Source organism: Mycobacterium paraffinicum, assembly GCF_001907675.1.
In the GTDB taxonomy this organism is placed as follows: domain Bacteria; phylum Actinomycetota; class Actinomycetes; order Mycobacteriales; family Mycobacteriaceae; genus Mycobacterium; species Mycobacterium paraffinicum_A.
Window position 1 is genome coordinate 1 of the sequence record NZ_MPNT01000010.1, and the last position, 18008, is coordinate 18008.

Sequence of the window (18008 nt, forward strand, 5' to 3'; positions counted from 1 at the left end):
TCAACGGCGGCGCGATCGCCGTCGGGCACCCGATCGGCATGTCGGGCGCGCGGATCACGCTGCACGTGGCGCTGGAACTGGCGCGGCGCGGCGGCGGATACGGCGTCGCCGCGCTGTGCGGCGCCGGTGGGCAGGGCGACGCCCTGATCCTGCGGGCACAGTAAGGCGGCCGGAACGCCGGCGCGCTGACGTTGCTGGGTCCAGACGCGTCCGAAGTTTTGTGATCTTCGTCATACCGCCCGGGGAACGGCCTCGCAGCGCGATTTTCCGGCGGCAGCGGTGGGTTTGAGGGTCCGCCCCACCGGGTGGATCGGTCACCGACGCGCATGACAAACTTGACGGCGTGACGCGTCCACGACCCTCGATCGGCCCCGCGATGGCCGGCGCCGTCGACCTGTCCGGCCTCAAGCAGCGTGCCCAGCAGCAACCGCCGGGCGGCGGGCCAGGCGGTGGCGGCCCGTCGGCCGCCGAGGGCGGCCCGGGAGCCACCGCGATCACCGAGGCCAATTTCGAGGCCGAGGTCCTGCTGCGGTCCGAGGAAGTGCCCGTCGTGGTGCTGCTGTGGTCCCCGCGCAGCGACGCCTGCGTCCAGCTGTTGGACACGTTGTCCGGCATGGCCGCCCAGGACAACGGACAGTGGTCGTTGGGCACGGTCAACGTCGACGTGGCGCCCAGGGTGGCCCAGATATTCGGTGTCGACGCGGTGCCCACCGTCGTGGCTTTGGCCGCCGGGCAGCCTATTTCGAGTTTCCAGGGCCTACAGCCGCCGGATCAGCTGCGCGGCTGGTTGGACCAGATTCTTTCCGCGACCGCCGGGAAGCTCAGGGGCTCAGGCGGTCCCGGCGCTACCGACGAGGTCGACCCCGAGTTGGCCGCCGCCCGTGAGCAACTGGAAGCCGGCAACTTCGAGGGCGCCCGAGGGGCGTACCAAGCGATACTGGACGCCAATCCGGGCAGTGCCGAAGCCAAGGGCGCGATCCGGCAGATTGACTTCCTCACGCGCGCGACCGCGCATCCACCGGACGCCGTGGCCACCGCCGATGCGGCACCGAGCGACGTCGACGCGGCCTTCGCGGCCGCCGACGTCGAAATCCTCAACCAAGACGTGAGCGCGGCGTTTGAGCGCCTGATCGCCTTGGTGCGCAACACATCCGGTGATGAGCGCACCCGGGTGCGCACCCGGCTGATCGAGCTTTTCGAACTCTTCGATCCCGCCGATCCCGAAGTCGTCGCCGGGCGGCGCAATCTCGCCAACGCCCTCTACTGAGGTTCGCGGTCCGCGGGTTCTTGCGGCGAAAGCGGCGGCCGGATTTCAGCAACAAGTCGACGTTCGCGCTGGACGGCCGGCGGCCTACTCGGGCTCGAGCCACAGGGCCGAGTTGGGCGGTAGCACCAGCACCGCCGAGGCGGGACGCCCATGCCAGGGGTCCTCGGTGGCATCCACTCCGCCCATGTTGCCGATACCGGAGCCGTTGTAGTCCGTCGCGTCGGTGTTGAGCACCTCGCGCCAGCGACCGGCGGACGGCAGCCCGAGCCGGTAACCGCTGTGCTCGCTGCCCGCGAAGTTGAAGATGCACGCCATCACGGATCCGTCGCTGCCGTAACGCAGGAAGCTGAGCACGTTGTTGGCCGAGTCGTTGGCATCGATCCAGGAGTATCCGTCGGGGATGGTGTCCTGGCTCCACAGCGCGGGGTGGCTGCGGTAGATGGCGTTGATGTCACGCACCAGCCGCGCGACGCCGTTGGAGAACCCTTGCTCGTCGAGCTGCCACCAGTCCAAGCCGCGTTCCTCGGACCATTCGGCGCGCTGGCCGAATTCCTGCCCCATGAACAGCAATTGCTTGCCGGGATGTGCCCACTGGTAGGCGAGCAGGCTGCGCAGGCCGGCGGCCTTGACGTGGTTGTTGCCCGGCATGCGGCCCCACAGGGTGCCCTTGCCGTGCACCACCTCGTCGTGACTGATCGGCAGCACATAATTCTCGCTGAACGCATACAACATCGAGAACGTCATCTCGTGGTGGTGGTAGTTGCGGTAGATCGGGTCCCGGCTGATGTAGTCGAGCGTGTCGTGCATCCAGCCCATGTTCCACTTCATCGAAAAGCCCAGGCCGCCAAGGTTTGTCGGACGCGTGACGCCCGGCCACGACGTCGACTCCTCGGCGATGGTGACGATGCCCGGGGCGCTCTTGTGCACCGTGGCGTTCATCTCCTGCAGGAACTGGACGGCCTCCAGGTTCTCCCGGCCGCCGTAGATATTGGGCGTCCAGCCGCCCTCGGGGCGCGAGTAGTCCAGGTACAACATGGAAGCGACCGCGTCCACCCGCAGTCCGTCGACGTGGTACTCCTCGAGCCAATACAGCGCGTTGGCCACCAGGAAGTTGCGCACCTCGGCGCGTCCGAAGTCGAAAACGTAAGTGCCCCAGTCGAGTTGCTCACCACGCTTAGGGTCTGCGTGTTCATAGAGCGGGGTGCCGTCGAAACGTCCCAGCGCCCAGGCGTCCTTCGGGAAGTGCGCCGGCACCCAGTCCACGATGACGCCGATGCCGGCGCGGTGCAGTGCGTCGACCAGGGCCCGGAATTCGTCGGGCGAGCCGAACCGCGACGTCGGCGCGTAGTACGACGTCACCTGGTAGCCCCAGGACCCGGCGAACGGGTGCTCGGCGACGGGGAGCAGCTCCACGTGGGTGAAGCCGTGCCCCACCACGTAATTCGTCAGCTCCTCGGCGAGCTGCCGGTAACCGAGCCCGGGACGCCACGAGCCCAGGTGTACCTCGTAGGTGCTCATCGGTTCGAACACCGGATTGCGTCGGGCGCGCTCCTCCATCCATTCGGTGTCCTGCCAGGTGTAACTGCTGCGCGTGACGCGGGAGGCGGTGTGCGGCGGGACTTCGGTCGCGAAGGCCATTGGGTCGGCGCGCTCGGTGACGACGCCGTCGGCGCCGTGCACGCGAAACTTGTACAGGCCGCCGATGGGGAAGTCCGGCCAGAACAGCTCCCACACGCCGGACGAGCCGAGCGAGCGCATGGGAGCGTCGCTGCCGGTCCAGCCGTTGAACTCGCCGATGAGGCTGACGCCCTTGGCATTGGGCGCCCACACCGCGAAGGACACCCCGTTGACCACGCCGTCGGCGGTGGTGAACGAACGCGGATGCGCGCCAAGGACTTCCCACAGCCGCTCGTGTCGACCCTCGCCGAACAGGAATAGGTCGACCTCACCCAGGGTGGGCAGGAACCGGTACGCGTCGGCGACGGTGTACGGGTCGGCGCCCTCGTATCTGATTTGCAGCCGGTAGTCGATCAGGTTGGTGAACGGCAGGACCGTGGCAAACAAGCCGGATTCGATGTGCTCCAAGGGAAACCGATCGTCTCCGACGAGTGCGACCACCTCGGCCGCATGCGGGCGGAAGGCCCGGATGACGGTGTGATCGGCGTACTCGTGGGCGCCCAGGATGCCGTGCGGGTTGTAATGCGTGCCGGCCAGCAGGCGGGCCAGGTCGGTCGGGTCGGGCGCCAGGTGCGTCCTGGCCAGTTGGTCGGCTTGGCTCATGTCACAATCCCTCCGGTCCGTTCGGTGGCCTGCGGAGCAGCTTCGTTCGCGACTCCTGCGGGACGAGTGGCATGTTGATCACATGCGCGACCGCTCGCGCAGGGTCGATGCGAACGTAGTTTGCTTGCCCCCATTGAAATTCTTGGCCGGTGATTTCGTCGCGCACCCAAAATCGTTCGTAGGGCTCCATACCCAAAGCCGCCATGTCCAAAAACAGGGTGGCTTCTTCGGGGCCGAACGCGTTGAGCGTCACCACCACCAACACGCAGTCGCCGGTCGCCGGGTCGAACTTGCTGTAGGCCAGCAATGCGTCGTTGTCCACCGCGTGGAAATGAATGGTTCTCAACTGCTGCAGCGACGGATGTAGCCGGCGAATCGAGTTGAGCAGCGTGATGAACGGCTCCAGCGAGCGGCCCTCGGCCAGCGCGCCCGCGAAATCGCGAGGCCGCAGTTCGTATTTCTCCGAGTCCAGGTACTCCTCGCTGCCCTCCCGCACCGCGCGATGTTCGAACAGCTCGTAGCCGGAATACACGCCCCACGCCGGACTCATGGTCGCCGCCAACACCGCGCGGATCGCGAACATGCCGGGGCCGTTGTGCTGCAAGATGGCGTGCAGGATGTCGGGCGTGTTCACGAACAGGTTCGGCCGCCGGAAGTCCGCGGCGGCGGCGATGGCGTCGCCGAATTCGGTGAGTTCCTGCTTGGTAGTGCGCCAGGTGAAGTAGCTGTAGGACTGGGTGAACCCGAGCTTGGCCAGACCGTACTGCCGGGCCGGCGGCGTGAACGCCTCCGACAGGAACAGCACGTCGGGGTCAATGCCCTTCGCCTGGGCGATCAGCCACGCCCAGAAGTTCGGCGGCTTGGTGTGCGGATTGTCCACCCGAAAGAACTTGACGCCGTGGTCCATCCAGTGCCGCACCACGCGCAGCACCTCGTCGTAGAGACCCGCCGGGTCGTTGTCGAAGTTCAGCGGATAGATGTCCTGATACTTCTTCGGCGGGTTCTCCGCATAGGCGATGGTGCCGTCGGGCAATTCGGTGAACCACTCCCGGTGGTCCCGCGCCCAGGGGTGGTCCGGGGCGCACTGCAGCGCCAGGTCCAAGGCCACCTCCATGCCCAGTTCGCGCGTTGCGGCGACGAAGGCGTCGAAATCCTCGATGGTGCCCAACTCCGGGTGGATGGCGTCGTGGCCGCCCTCATCACTGCCGATCGCCCACGGCGAACCCACATCTCCGGGGGCGGCGGTCGGAGAGTTGTTGCGCCCCTTGCGATGTACCTTGCCGATCGGGTGGATCGGCGGCAGGTAAACGACGTCGAATCCCATCGCCGCGATCCGCGGAAGCTGGGCGGCCGCCGTGGCGAACGTGCCGTGCACGGGCTTGCCGTCGGCGTCCCAGCCGCCGGTCGAACGCGGGAACATCTCGTACCAGGCGCCGAAGCGGGCCAGCGGCCGGTCCACCCACACTCCGTACTGCTCGCCGCGGGTGACCAGATCGCGCAACGGATACTCGGCCAGGATCTCGTCGATTTCGGGCGCGAGGGCCAACGCGGTGCGGGTGACGGGGTCACCCGGATTGCGCAACGCCGCGGCGGCCGCCAGCAGCGGCTCGCGCTTGGCGCGCGGCACCCCCGTCGCTGCGCGCTCGAACAGCCCGGCCCCGACCAGCAGGTCGTTCGATAGTTCCGTCTCGCCCTGGCCGGCCTCGAGCTTGGCGACTACGCCATGCCGCCAGGAGTCGATGGGGTCGCCCCAGCCGTCCACGCGGAAGGTCCACAGGCCGACCCGGTCGGGCGTGAATTGCCCGTGGAACACGTACGGCTCGAGGCCCATCGTCATCGGCAGCAGCAGCGGCTTGACCCGTTGCTGGTCCACAACGCCGTCGACTTCCGTCGCGGCTTGGACGGGGGCTTGAACTGCTTTGATTCGGCGGGTTTCCGTTACCTGCGGATAGCGCGGCCCGTGGTAGCGCACGACCAGCGTCGCCGCGACGGCCTCGTGGCCTTCCCGCCACACCGCCGCGCTGACGGGGACGATCTCACCGACCACGGCCTTGGCGGGGTACGCGCCGCATGAGACGACGGGTTGGACGTTATCGATCTCAACACGACCAGGCACAACACTCCGTTCCGATTTGCCCGTTTCTCCCGGCCCGATCTCTCGGGTCGCGGAGCCGCCGGCAGTTCCGACTGGCCGACTCCTGCTCGATCCGCTTCCTCGGACTCGGACCGCATCGTCGTCGGCTGGTTCCGATTGTGTGCGGGCAAACCGCGTGTGCTCCGTCGCGGGATGCCTCTCGTCTGGCGAAAACTTCCTGTCGTGCGGAACTTCCTCTGCGGGGAAGCGCCGTTGCGGCCCCAATAACTAACCGATACCCACCCTAGTGTCCGGTCACACCCCCGGCGGGAAAAGCTCTCCTCCGCCGTCGTGCGCGACGCGAAATCCTCAGTAAGGTAAGGATGCGTGAAAGCCCTCCGCCGCTTTACCGTCCGTGCTCACCTTCCCGAACGGCTGGCCGCGCTGGACCAGTTGTCGACCAACTTGCGATGGTCATGGGACAAACCGACCCAGGACTTGTTTGCGACCGTCGACGTGGACCTGTGGGAGCGGTGCGGGTCTGATCCGGTGGCATTGCTGGGCGCGGTGAATCCGGCACGGCTCGACGAGTTGGCGCTCGACGAAAACTTCCTCGGGCGGCTCGACGAGTTGGCCGCCGAACTGAACGATTACCTGTCCCGGCCGCTGTGGTATCAGCAGCAGCAGGCCGACGGTGTGGCGATGCCGACGGCCATCGCCTATTTCTCGATGGAGTTCGGCGTAGCCGAGGTGCTGCCGAATTACTCGGGCGGCCTGGGCATCCTCGCCGGGGACCACCTGAAGGCGGCCTCCGACTTGGGGGTACCGCTGGTGGCGGTGGGCCTGTACTACCGGTCCGGGTATTTCCGTCAGTCGCTGACCGCGGACGGCTGGCAGAACGAGACGTACCCGTCGCTCGACCCGCAGGGGTTGCCGTTGCGGCTGCTCACCGACGCCACCGGGGATCCCGTCCTCGTCGAGCTGACGCTTCCCGACTCCGCCCAGCTGCACGCGCGGATCTGGGTCGCGCAGGTGGGGCGGGTTCCGCTGCTCCTGCTCGACTCCGACGTCCCCGAAAACGAGCACGAACTGCGCAGCATCACCGACCGGTTGTACGGCGGTGACCAGGAACACCGGATGCGTCAGGAGCTGCTGGCCGGCATCGGTGGGGTGCGGGCGATCCGCGCGTTCACCGCCGTCGAAGGCCTGCCGGCGCCCGAGGTGTTCCACATGAACGAGGGGCACGCCGGCTTCCTGGGTGCCGAACGCATCCGCGAGTTGATGACCGATGCCGGACTCGACTTCGACACCGCGCTGGCCGTCGTGCGTTCCAGCACGGTGTTCACCACCCACACCCCGGTGCCCGCCGGTATCGACCGATTCCCGATCGACATGGTGCGGCTCTACTTCGACGGGCACATCGAGGAGGACCCCGGGAAGAAGGCGGAAAAGGCGGGTGGCAAGAACGCGCCCGCGTTGTTGCCCGGCGTGCCGACCGCCCGCATACTCGCGCTCGGCGCCGAGGACGACCCGACCAAATTCAACATGGCCCACATGGGATTGCGGTTGGCGCAGCGCGCCAACGGCGTCTCGCTGCTGCACGGCGAGGTCAGTCGGGCCATGTTCAACGAGCTGTGGCCCGGATTCGACTCGAACGAGGTGCCGATCGGGTCCATCACCAACGGAGTGCACGCGCGCACCTGGGCGGCGCCGCAATGGTTGCAGCTGGGTCGTGAGCTGGCCGGTTCCGATTCCTTCGGTGATCCCGGCGTCTGGCTGCGGCTGAACCAGGTTGATGCGGGCCATCTCTGGTGGATCCGTTCGCAACTGCGCACGTCGCTGGTCGATGACGTCCGGCGCCGGCTGCGCAAGTCCTGGCTCGAACGTGGCGCATCGGACGCCGAACTAGGTTGGATAACAACGGCATTCGATCCCAACGTGCTCACCATCGGGTTCGCCCGGCGGGTGCCGACCTACAAGCGGCTGACGCTGATGCTGCGCGACGCGGAGCGGCTCGAACGCCTGCTGCTCGACGAGGACAGGCCCATCCAGCTGATCGTCGCCGGGAAGTCGCACCCCGCCGACGACGGCGGCAAGGCGCTGATCCAGCAGGTGGTGCGCTTCGCCGACCGCCCGGAGGTGCGCCACCGCATCGCGTTCCTGCCGGACTACGACATGTCCATGGCCCGGCACTTGTACTGGGGATGCGACGTCTGGCTGAACAACCCGCTGCGGCCGCTGGAAGCCTGCGGCACCTCCGGGATGAAGAGCGCGCTCAACGGCGGGCTGAACCTGTCCATCCGCGATGGCTGGTGGGACGAATGGTACGACGGCGAAAACGGTTGGGAGATACCGTCTGCCGACGGTGTGGCCGACGAGGGCCGCCGCGACGACCTGGAGGCCAGCGCGCTCTACGACCTGCTGGAACAGGCCGTCGCGCCCAAGTTCTATGAGCGCGATGAACACGGCGTGCCGCCACGGTGGATCGAGATGGTGCGGCACACGTTGCAAACGCTCGGGCCCAAGGTGCTGGCCTCGCGCATGGTGCGCGACTACGTGGAGCGGTACTACACGCACGCCGCGCAGTCGCTGCGTAGGACCGTCGGGCCCGCCGAGGAGGGCGAGGACGTCGGTGAATTCGGCGCCGCGCGCGAGGTGGCCGGCTATCGTCGGCGCGCCGAAGAGGCGTGGCCGAAGATCACCATCACCGATGTGGACAGCACCGGGCTGCCGGACACGCCGGTGCTCGGCTCCAAGCTGACGCTGACCGCCACGGTGGCCCTGGACGGGCTCGCGCCCGACGAGGTCACGGTTCAAGGGCTGGTGGGAAGGGTGGACGCCAGCGACGCGCTGCTGGATCCGGTCACCGTCGAGATGTCGTACACCGGGACCGCCGAAGGCGGCAACCAGGTGTTCTCGACGACGTTGTCGTTACCGCTGGCCGGGGCGGTCGGGTACACGGTCCGCGTGCTGCCTCGCCATCCGATGCTTGCTTCCAGCGCCGAGCTCGGCCTGGTTACCCTGGCCCGCTGAGCTCACGCGGGCTGGCTTTCGGAGGCGGTGCGCAGCCGCTCCAGCGCGGCGCGAACCTGGGCCGGGTCCGTGGTCTGCCAGAACGGCGGCAGCGAGGCGCACAGGTAGCGGCCGTAGCCGGCCGTCACCATCCGCGAGTCCAGCACCGCCACCACTCCGCGGTCGCTGACGCGCCGCAGGAGCCGACCCGAGCCCTGAGCCAGCAGCAGAGCAGCGTGGCTGGCGGCGACGGCCATGAAGCCGTTGCCGCCGCGCGCGGCGACCGCGCGTTGGCGCGCGCCCAGTAGCGGGTCGTCCGGCCGGGGAAACGGGATGCGATCGATCAGCACCAGGGACAACGACGGACCTGGCACGTCAACGCCCTGCCACAGCGACAGGGTGCCGAACAGCGAGGTCGGCGCGTCGGCGCTGAACTGCTCGACCAGCGCGGAGGTGCTGTCGTCGCCCTGGCATAACACCGGCATCGACAGCCGCTGGCGCATGGCCTCCGCGGCGGCCCGCGCGGCCCGCATCGACGAGAACAGTCCCAGGGTCCGGCCGCCCGCCGCGGTGATCAGCTCTTCGATTTCGGTCAGCTGCTCGGCGGAACCCGTGCTGTCGCGGCCCGGCGGCGGCAGGTGGGCGGCGACGTAGAGGATCCCGGCCTTGGCGTGGTGGAACGGCGAGCCGACGTCGATGCCGCGCCAGCGCGCGTCGTTGGTGTCCGCAGCGGTCAGGCCCCACGCCGTCGCCATCGCGTCGAACGACCCGCCGATGGCCAGCGTGGCCGACGTCAACACCGTGGTGGACCGGGAGAACACCCGGTCGCGCAGCAGGCCCGCGACCGACAACGGCGCCACCCGTAGCACCGGGCGCATGGCGCCCCTGTTGTCCTCGTGATCCAGCCACACCACGTCGGTCCGGTCCGGAATCGCCGGGGCGAAGGACGTGAGGACGCGCGAGGCGGTGTCGGAGATCTCGCTCAGCGCCGCCACCGCTTCGGCCCGGGCCGCGGCGGCTTTCGCATCGCTTGTGCTGTCGATCGCCGAGCGTGCCGCGCCGGCCGCGTCGCGCAGCGCGGTCAGGTAGGTCGCCAGCTCGTCGTCGAGGCGGTCGATACGGCCCGGAGCGGCCTCGTGAATCGCCGCGGCGAAGTTGGCCGTCGCCGCGTCCAGGCGTTGTGTCAGTTCGGGATTCACCAGCCGGGCGATCCGGCGCGCCGCCACCCCCAGGGCGGCGGGCGTCAGCTCGGCGGTGGCCACCGACGTCACCCGGTCGACCAATTCGTGGGCCTCGTCCACCACCAGCAGCTCGTGCTCGGGCAGCACCGCCGATTCGGCCACGGCGTCGATGGCGAGCAGCGCGTGGTTGGTCACCACGATGTCGGCGGCGCCGGCTTTGCCCCGCGCCCGTTCGGAGAAGCACTCGGCGCCGAACGGGCAACGCGCGACGCCCAGGCATTCCCGCGCCGACACGCTGACCTGCGACCAGGACCGGTCGGGCACGCCGGGTTTGAGGTCGTCGCGGTCGCCGGACTCGGTCGTCGACGCCCATGCGGTGAGCCGTTGGACGTCGCGGCCCAAGGCGGTGGCGGCCATGGGATCGAAGAGCTCTTCCTGCGGCCGGTCGCCGGCGGCGTCCTCGGCCTCCGCGCCGCCGTTGTGGATCTTGTTCAGGCACAGATAGTTTCGACGCCCCTTCAGCAGCGCGAACCGCGGGCGGCGGGGGAGCGCATCGGCGAGCGAATCGACGAGCCGGGGCAGGTCGCGATCGACGAGCTGGCGCTGCAGCGCGATGGTGGCCGTGGACACTACGACGGGCGAGTCGTCGTCGATGGCGCGGAGGATCGCGGGGACCAGGTAGGCCAGCGACTTCCCGGTGCCGGTGCCGGCCTGCACCACGAGATGCTCACCGGTGGTGAACGCCCGCGCGACGGCGTCGGCCATCTCGAGTTGGCCGCTGCGCTCGCTGCCGTCCAGCGCGGCCACGGCGAGGGCCAGCAACTCGGGTACGGACACTTCGGACGTGGCTATCCTCTTTGCTCTGCGGTGCTACGGGCGGGCGGCGGGAATCTGCGTCGTCGGGATCGCGGGCTCGCCCTGCGACAGGTTCAAGCCCTCCCACGGCAGACTGCGCAGCCCGGAAGCTACCAGCTCGCGCGCCGCGGCCACATTCGGTTTGGACACCAGGTCGCCGCCGCGCACCAGCGGGACGGTCAACGCCCGCGACGGTTCGGTGACCGTGGGCGGGCGGCACACCGGATACACCACCTCCTCGGTGACGGTCCCGGACGAGCGCATCAGGCGCAACGCCTCCTTGCGGCCGCCGCGGGATTCCTTGTGGCTGCTGCGCTTCTGCACCGGCAGGCCGTCCACTTCGACCAGCTTGTAGACCATGTTCGCCGTGGGTGCGCCCGAACCCGTCACGAGCGACGTGCCGACGCCATAGCTGTCGACCGGTTCGGCGCCCAAGGCGGCGATCGAGAACTCGTCGAGGTCGCCGGAGACCACGATGCGGGTCCTGGTGGCGCCCAGCCGGTCGAGCTGATCGCGGACCTGGCGGGTCAGCACGCCCAGCTCGCCGGAGTCGATGCGGACCGCCCCGAGCGACTCCCCGGCCGCAGCCACGGCGTTGGCCACGCCGGTCGTCACGTCGTAGGTGTCCACCAGCAGCGTGGTGCCGGCGCCCAGCGCGTCGACCTGGGCGCGGAATGCGGCCAGTTCGGTCACTTCGGCGGGTTCGCCGCTCGCGTGCAGCATCGTGAACGCGTGCGCGGAGGTGCCCTCCGCGGGAATGCCATATCGGCGCCGGGCCTCGAGGTTGGAGGACGCGGCGAAGCCGGCGATATACGCGGCGCGCGCCGCGGCGACCGCGGCGTGCTCGTGGGTTCGGCGCGATCCCATCTCGATCAGTGGGCGGTCCCTGGCAGCGCTCACCATCCGCGCCGCCGCCGACGCGACCGCCGTGTCGTGATTGAAGATCGACAGCGCCAGCGTCTCGAGCACGACGCACTCGGCGAACGTGCCGGTCACCGACAGCACGGGCGACCCGGGGAAGTACAGCTCGCCTTCGGCGTAACCGTCGATGTCGCCCCCGAAACGGAAATCGCGCAAGTAGCGCAACGTATCTGGATCGAGGAATTCCGCCAGTGACTCGCACGCCTCGTCGCCGAAGCCGAATTGCGGCAACGCCTCGAGCAGCCGCCCGGTGCCGCACACCACGCCGTAACGGCGGCCCTCGGGAAGCCGGCGTGCGAACAATTCGAAGGTCGTCGTGCGCTCGGCCGTGCCGTCTCGCAGCGCCGCCGCCAGCATCGTCAACTCGTACTTGTCGGTAAGCAGCCCAGTTACGACCGGGTCATTCATTCCATAACGGTATCGGCTGCCGTCGGGGGCTCGGAAACCTCACCTAACCCTCGGTATCGTGTGAGCCATGGTTGTAATGTCAGCGCCCACTAAGCCGGGCACTACAGCACAACGCGAGTCCGCCCCGGTAGACGTCACGGCTAGTCCGTGGGTCACGATCGTGTGGGATGACCCGGTCAACCTGATGACCTACGTGACGTATGTGTTCCAGAAGTTGTTCGGTTATAGCGAGCCGCACGCCACCAAGCTGATGCTGCAGGTGCACAACGAAGGCAGGGCGGTGGTGTCGGCGGGCAGCCGGGAATCCATGGAAGTCGACGTGTCCAAGCTGCATGCCGCCGGTTTGTGGGCGACCCTGCAGCAGGACCGGTAATCCTCGAGGGCCTCGGCGATTAGCTGTGCGCAAATGGAAGCGCGTCGAGACCGCGGACGGTCCCCGGTTCCGGTCCGCGCTGGCGGCTCACGAAGCTGCCCTGCTGAATAACCTGGCGACCGCCATGGTCGGGTTGCTCGATGAGCGTGAATCTGCCTCTCCCTCAGACGAACTCGAGGAGATCACCGGCATCAAGACTGGAAGCAGCGAGCCTCCCAGGGATCCGACGCTGCGCCGGCTGCTGCCCGATTTCGTCCATCCGGACGACGCTGACCCCTCGGGCCCCGACGTCGCGGAAAGTCTCAACGCCGCGCTGCGCAGCCTGCACGAGCCCGAGATCATCGACGCCAAACGCCTTGCCGCGCAGCGGTTGTTGGATACCGTTCCCGAGGGCGGCGGCCGGTTCGACCTGAGCGAGGAGGACGCGAACGCCTGGGTCGCCGCGGTCAACGACATCCGGCTGACGCTGGGGGTCATGCTCGACGTCGGTCCGCAAGGCCCGGAGCGCCTGCCCACCGACCATCCGCTGGCGGTGCACTTCGACGTTTACCAATGGCTGACCGTCCTGCAGGAATACCTCGTCCTGGTGCTGATGGGGCCCCGATGAGCCTCGATGGCCGCCGGATGGACGCCATCACCGACGTCGGGGGCATCCTCGTCGGGCATCACCAACGGCTCGACCCCGACGCGACCATGGGCGCCGGATGGGCCTGCGGCGTCACCGTCGTGCTGACGCCGCCCGGGACGGTGGGCGCGGTGGATTGCCGCGGCGGTGCGCCCGGCACCCGGGAGACCGACCTGCTCGATCCCGCCAACACCGTCCGGTACGTCGACGCGGTATTGCTCGCGGGCGGCAGCGCCTACGGTCTGGCGGCGGCCGACGGCATCATGCGCTGGCTGGAGGAACGCGGCCGCGGCGTGGCTATGGATGGCGGGGTGGTGCCCATCGTGCCCGGCGCGGTGATCTTCGATCTGCCGGTCGGCGGCTGGGAATGCCGTCCTACCGCGGAGTTCGGTTACCAGGCGTGCGAAGCCGCCGCGGGCGGCGAGGGACCGCCGGCCGTCGGGAGCGTCGGCGCCGGCGTCGGGGCGCGCGCGGGGGCGCTCAAGGGCGGCGTCGGGACGGCCTCGACGGCTTTGCCGTGCGGGGTGAGCGTCGGTGCGGTCGTCGTGGTGAACTCCGCCGGCGACGTCGCCGACCGGTCGACCGGCCTGCCGTGGATGGCGGACTTGATCGACGAGTTCGGGCTGCAACCACCACCGGCCGAGCAGGTCGACGCCTTCGCGCGGCTGCCCACCAAGGCGGCTCCGCTCGAGAACTCGCTCAACACCGTCATCGGGGTGGTGGCGACCGACGCGGCGCTGAGCCCGGCCGCGTGCCGCCGCGTCGCCGTCGCCGCCCAGGACGGCCTGGCCCGCGCCGTCCGCCCCGCGCACACCCCGTACGACGGCGACACGATCTTCGCGTTGGCGACCGGGGCGGTGGAGGTGCCGCCCGTGGCCGATTCGCCGGCCTCCTTCTCGCCGGAGATGCGGCTCGCCGCGGAGGTGGGTGCCGCGGCGGCCGACTGCCTGGCGCGGGCGGTGTTGGTCGGAGTGTTCGCCGCGGATTCGGTGGCGGGGATACCGACCTTCCGCGGCCTGTTGCCCGGGGCGTTCGCCCGATGAGGAGTTCGCTGTCGTCGGTGCCGGTAACCTGCAGCTATGGGTAAGACGACCCCGAAGGGACGCCCCGGCGCGCCCGCCGGCTCGGCGAAGCGGCCGACGTGGATGGTGGGCGGGGCCACGATCCTCACCTTTGTCGCCCTGCTCTACCTGATCGAGCTCATCGATCAGCTGACGCGGCATTCCCTGGACGAAAACGGCATCAGGCCGCTCGAGGCCGATGGGCTGTGGGGGATCGTCTTCGCCCCGGTCCTGCACGCCAACTGGCAGCATCTGATGGCCAACACGATCCCGCTTCTGGTGCTGGGTTTTCTGATGACGCTGGCCGGGCTGAGCCGATTCGTCTGGGCCACGGCGATCGTATGGATCCTCGGCGGTTTCGGCACCTGGCTGATCGGCAACGTGGGCAGCGCCTGCGGGCCGACCGATCACATCGGGGCGTCCGGCCTGATCTTCGGCTGGCTGGCCTTCCTGCTCGTGTTCGGGATCTTCGTGCGCAGGTTCGCCGACATCGCGATCGGACTGGTGGTGTTGTTCGCCTACGGCGGCGTGCTGCTGGGTGCCATGCCGGTGCTCGGCAGGTGCGGCGGCGTGTCGTGGCAGGGTCACCTCTGTGGCGCGATCGCCGGTGTCATCGCCGCGTACTGGTTGTCCGCGCCGGAACGCAAGGCCCGCGCGAAGAGAAAAGCCGGCGCCGTGACGCCGCGCCCCACGACATGACCTCGCCGTTGGCGCCCGTCGGGATCTTCGACTCCGGCGTCGGAGGACTGACCGTCGCGCGGGCCATCATCGACCAACTGCCCGACGAGGACATCGTCTACGTCGGCGACACCGGCCACGGGCCGTACGGTCCACTCACCATCCCCGAAGTCCGCGCGCATGCGCTGGCCATCGGCGACGACCTGGTGGGCCGCGGCGTCAAGGCTTTGGTGATCGCGTGCAACACCGCGTCGGCGGCCTGCCTGCGGGACGCCCGTGAGCGTTACGACGTGCCGGTCGTCGAGGTCATCCTGCCGGCGGTGCGCCGCGCGGTCGCCACGACGCGCAACGGTCGCATCGGCGTCATCGGCACGCGGGCGACCATCAACTCGCACGCCTACCAGGACGCGTTCGCCGCGGCCCGCGACACCGAGATCACCGCGGTGGCCTGTCCGCGCTTCGTCGACTTCGTCGAGCGCGGCGTGACCAGCGGACGCCAGGTGCTGGGGCTGGCCGAGGGGTACCTGGAGCCGCTGCAGCGCGCCCAGGTCGACACGTTGGTGCTCGGGTGCACCCACTACCCGCTGCTATCCGGGTTGATCCAGTTGGCGATGGGCGAGCACGTGACGTTGGTGTCCAGCGCCGAGGAAACCGCCAAGGAGGTGCTGCGGGTGCTCACCGAGCGCGACCTGCTGCGCCCGCATGACGCGCCGGCCGCGACCCGGGTCTTCGAAGCCACCGGCGATCCCGAGGCGTTCACCAAGTTGGCGGCCCGATTCCTGGGTCCCGCGGTCACCGGCGTGCAGCCCGTCCACCATGTGCGGATCGACTAGTGCCAGCGATGGCGACCCACTTCGCCCGGCTTCGCCGCGCTTGTGATCGCCATGTGCCAGCGATGGCGACCCACTTCGTCCGGCTTCGCCGCGCTTGTGATCGCCATGTGCCAGCGATGGCGACGGCGAGATTCTCATCACACGAATGCGGCGATGTTTTCGTCACGGTCGCATCGGGCATGGCACAGTAGTGTCCGTGCGAATAACCGTGCTCGGCTGCTCGGGCAGCGTGGTGGGGCCGGATTCGCCCGCGTCGGGTTATCTGCTCCGGGCACCGGACACTCCGCCGTTGGTCATCGACTTCGGCGGCGGCGTATTGGGCGCTCTGCAGCGCTTCGCCGATCCCGCCTCCGTGCACGTGCTGCTGTCGCATCTGCACGCCGATCACTGCCTCGATCTGCCCGGCCTGTTCGTGTGGCGGCGCTATCACCCCTCGCGCCCCGGCGGCAAGGCGTTGTTGTACGGCCCCGGTGACACCTGGTCCCGGCTGGGTGCCGCCTCGTCACCATATGGGGGCGAAATCGATGATTGCTCAGACATTTTCGACGTTCGGCACTGGGTCGACGGCGAACCGGTGACGTTCGGGTCGCTCACGGTGACGCCGCGGGTGGTGGCCCACCCGACGGAGTCCTACGGCATGAGGATCACCGATGCCACCGGCGCCTCGTTCGTCTACAGCGGCGACACCGGTATGTGTGATCAGCTGGTCGAGCTCGCTCGCGACGCCGACGTCTTCCTCTGCGAAGCCTCTTGGACCCACTCGCCGGATCGCCCGCCCGCTCTGCACCTGTCGGGCACCGAGGCCGGCAGGACCGCGGCGCAGGCCGGCGTTCGCGAGCTGCTGCTCACGCACATCCCGCCGTGGACCTCGCGTGAGGACGTGATCAGTGAGGCCAAGGCCGAGTTCGACGGTCCCGTGCACGCGGTCGTGTGCGGAGAAACGTTCGACATCCGCCGCTCTGAAAGGGTCTGAGCGCCCGCGTTAGGGTGGCGTCGTGACCAGACGAGAAGACGGACGCCTCGATGACGAGCTTCGCCCCGTAGTCATCACCCGAGGGTTCACCGATCACCCGGCGGGGTCGGTGCTGATCGAATTCGGCCACACCAAGGTCATGTGCACCGCCAGCGTCACCGAGGGCGTCCCGCGCTGGCGCAAGGGGTCGGGCCTGGGATGGCTGACCGCCGAGTACGCAATGTTGCCATCGGCCACCCACACGCGCTCCGACCGCGAAGCCGTCAAGGGACGGCTGTCCGGGCGCACCCAGGAGATCAGCCGGCTGGTCGGCCGCTCGCTGCGGGCCTGCATCGACCTGGCGGCGTTGGGGGAGAACACCATCGCCGTCGACTGCGACGTGCTGCAGGCCGACGGCGGCACCCGCACCGCCGCCATCACCGGCGCCTTCGTCGCGCTCGCCGACGCCGTGACCTACCTGGCGGCGGCAGGCAAGCTGTCCGATCCCCGGCCGCTGTCGTGCGCCATCGCGGCGGTCAGCGTCGGGGTGGTCGACGGGCGAATTCGGGTGGACCTGCCCTACGAGGAAGACGCGCGGGCCGAGGTCGACATGAACGTCGTCGCCACCGACACCGGGACACTCGTGGAGGTGCAGGGGACCGGCGAGGGGGCGACCTTCCCGCGTTCGACGCTGGACAAGATGCTCGACGTCGCGCTGGCCGCCTGCGACAAGTTGTTCGCCGCCCAGCGCGAGGCGCTGGCCCTGCCGTACCCGGGCGAGTTGCCCGAGGGGGCGCCGCCGCCGAAGGCGTTCGGCAGCTGACCGTGCCAGATGGTGATGACCCGCGGCGCCCGGCTTCGCCGCGCTTGCGATCATCACGCCTCCTGGTCGCCAGCCGCAACGGCAAGAAGCTGGCCGAGCTGCGCCGGGTGCTCGACGCGGCCGGCCTGACGAAGCTGACGTTGGTGTCGTTGCACGACGTGCCCCCGTTCGACGAGGCGCCCGAAACAGGCGCCACCTTCGAGGAGAACGCGTTGGCCAAGGCGCGGGATGCGTTCGCCGCGACGGGCCTGGCGGCGGTCGCCGACGATTCCGGTCTGGAGGTTGCCGCGCTGAACGGGATGCCCGGCGTGCTGTCGGCGCGCTGGTCGGGCAACCACGGCGACGACGCCGCCAACACCGCTCTGCTGCTGGCCCAGTTGCGCGACGTGCCCGACGACCGGCGCGGCGCGGCGTTCGTGTCCGCCTGCGCCCTGGTCGGGCCGTCCGGCGAGGTCGTCGTCCGCGGCGAGTGGCCCGGGAGCATCGCTCGGGAAGCGAGGGGCGACGGCGGTTTCGGCTATGACCCGGTCTTCGTTCCGCACGGTGCCGACCGCACCGCGGCGGAGCTCAGCCCCGAGGAGAAGGACGCGGTCTCCCATCGCGGCCGCGCGTTGGCACAGCTGGTGCCGGCGCTACGCGGCCTGGCTTAGGGGCAGCGGAGTGTG

At 69.2% G+C, this 18008-nt stretch carries 14 protein-coding genes and 1 pseudogene; 11 read left to right on the forward strand and 4 right to left on the reverse strand.

Annotated elements, in window-relative coordinates; translation table 11 throughout:
* Together BRW65_RS12705 and BRW65_RS12710 are read left to right on the forward strand one after the other, a co-directional pair.
* A pseudogene (locus tag BRW65_RS12705) lies at window positions 1-164 on the forward strand (acetyl-CoA C-acyltransferase); the annotation flags it as partial.
* A gap of 179 nt (window positions 165-343) precedes the next feature.
* Window positions 344-1267 (forward strand): tetratricopeptide repeat protein, encoded by a 924-nt coding sequence (locus BRW65_RS12710; RefSeq protein ID WP_073875096.1) that lies wholly within the window; start codon window positions 344-346, stop codon window positions 1265-1267.
* Window positions 1268-1351: 84 nt separating this feature from the next.
* Here the strand turns inward: BRW65_RS12710 and glgB are convergent, their stop codons facing one another.
* Together glgB and BRW65_RS12720 are read right to left on the reverse strand one after the other, a co-directional pair.
* The gene (gene glgB / locus BRW65_RS12715) at window positions 1352-3547 is read right to left on the reverse strand and encodes a 1,4-alpha-glucan branching protein GlgB (RefSeq protein ID WP_073875098.1); all 2196 of its coding nucleotides are present in this window, start codon (window positions 3545-3547) and stop codon (window positions 1352-1354) included.
* A gap of 1 nt (window position 3548) precedes the next feature.
* On the reverse strand, window positions 3549-5663 hold the full coding sequence (locus BRW65_RS12720; protein ID WP_073875100.1) for an alpha-1,4-glucan--maltose-1-phosphate maltosyltransferase: 2115 nt from the start codon (window positions 5661-5663) through the stop codon (window positions 3549-3551).
* A 345-nt stretch (window positions 5664-6008) separates the two neighbouring features.
* Between BRW65_RS12720 and glgP the strand changes: the two genes are divergently transcribed.
* Window positions 6009-8654: an alpha-glucan family phosphorylase gene (gene glgP / locus BRW65_RS12725; protein WP_073875102.1), complete on the forward strand. Its 2646-nt coding sequence runs from the start codon at window positions 6009-6011 to the stop codon at window positions 8652-8654.
* Window positions 8655-8656: 2 nt separating this feature from the next.
* Here glgP and BRW65_RS12730 read toward each other — a convergent pair whose 3' ends face one another.
* Complete coding sequence (locus BRW65_RS12730) at window positions 8657-10666, reverse strand: ATP-dependent DNA helicase (protein ID WP_073875104.1); 2010 nt, start codon at window positions 10664-10666, stop codon at window positions 8657-8659.
* Between the two features lie 18 nt (window positions 10667-10684).
* On the reverse strand, window positions 10685-11998 hold the full coding sequence (locus BRW65_RS12735) for a nicotinate phosphoribosyltransferase (RefSeq protein WP_073875108.1): 1314 nt from the start codon (window positions 11996-11998) through the stop codon (window positions 10685-10687).
* A gap of 67 nt (window positions 11999-12065) precedes the next feature.
* Between BRW65_RS12735 and clpS the strand changes: the two genes are divergently transcribed.
* The 8 genes from clpS to rdgB all read left to right on the forward strand — a co-directional run bounded on the left by clpS (window position 12066) and on the right by rdgB (window position 17993).
* On the forward strand, window positions 12066-12371 hold the full coding sequence (gene clpS, locus BRW65_RS12740) for an ATP-dependent Clp protease adapter ClpS (protein ID WP_073875111.1): 306 nt from the start codon (window positions 12066-12068) through the stop codon (window positions 12369-12371).
* Window positions 12372-12396: 25 nt separating this feature from the next.
* Window positions 12397-12978: a DUF2017 domain-containing protein gene (locus BRW65_RS12745; RefSeq protein ID WP_073875113.1), complete on the forward strand. Its 582-nt coding sequence runs from the start codon at window positions 12397-12399 to the stop codon at window positions 12976-12978.
* A gap of 17 nt (window positions 12979-12995) precedes the next feature.
* Window positions 12996-14039, forward strand: a complete 1044-nt coding sequence (locus BRW65_RS12750; protein ID WP_073875115.1) for a P1 family peptidase — start codon at window positions 12996-12998, stop codon at window positions 14037-14039.
* A gap of 36 nt (window positions 14040-14075) precedes the next feature.
* Window positions 14076-14756: a rhomboid family intramembrane serine protease gene (locus BRW65_RS12755; RefSeq protein ID WP_084187810.1), complete on the forward strand. Its 681-nt coding sequence runs from the start codon at window positions 14076-14078 to the stop codon at window positions 14754-14756.
* Window positions 14753-15568 carry a glutamate racemase gene (gene murI / locus BRW65_RS12760; RefSeq protein WP_073875117.1) on the forward strand — a complete coding sequence of 272 codons (816 nt, stop codon included), beginning with the start codon at window positions 14753-14755 and terminating at the stop codon, window positions 15566-15568. Before BRW65_RS12755 ends, murI begins: the two co-directional genes overlap by 4 nt.
* Window positions 15569-15758: 190 nt before the next feature.
* Complete coding sequence (locus BRW65_RS12765) at window positions 15759-16541, forward strand: cyclic nucleotide-degrading phosphodiesterase (protein WP_073875119.1); 783 nt, start codon at window positions 15759-15761, stop codon at window positions 16539-16541.
* 22 nt (window positions 16542-16563) lie between these two features.
* On the forward strand, window positions 16564-17343 hold the full coding sequence (gene rph / locus BRW65_RS12770; RefSeq protein WP_073875121.1) for a ribonuclease PH: 780 nt from the start codon (window positions 16564-16566) through the stop codon (window positions 17341-17343).
* Window positions 17344-17387: 44 nt separating this feature from the next.
* The gene (rdgB, locus tag BRW65_RS12775; protein WP_073875123.1) at window positions 17388-17993 is read left to right on the forward strand and encodes an RdgB/HAM1 family non-canonical purine NTP pyrophosphatase; all 606 of its coding nucleotides are present in this window, start codon (window positions 17388-17390) and stop codon (window positions 17991-17993) included.
* Window positions 17994-18008 lie beyond the last annotated feature (15 nt).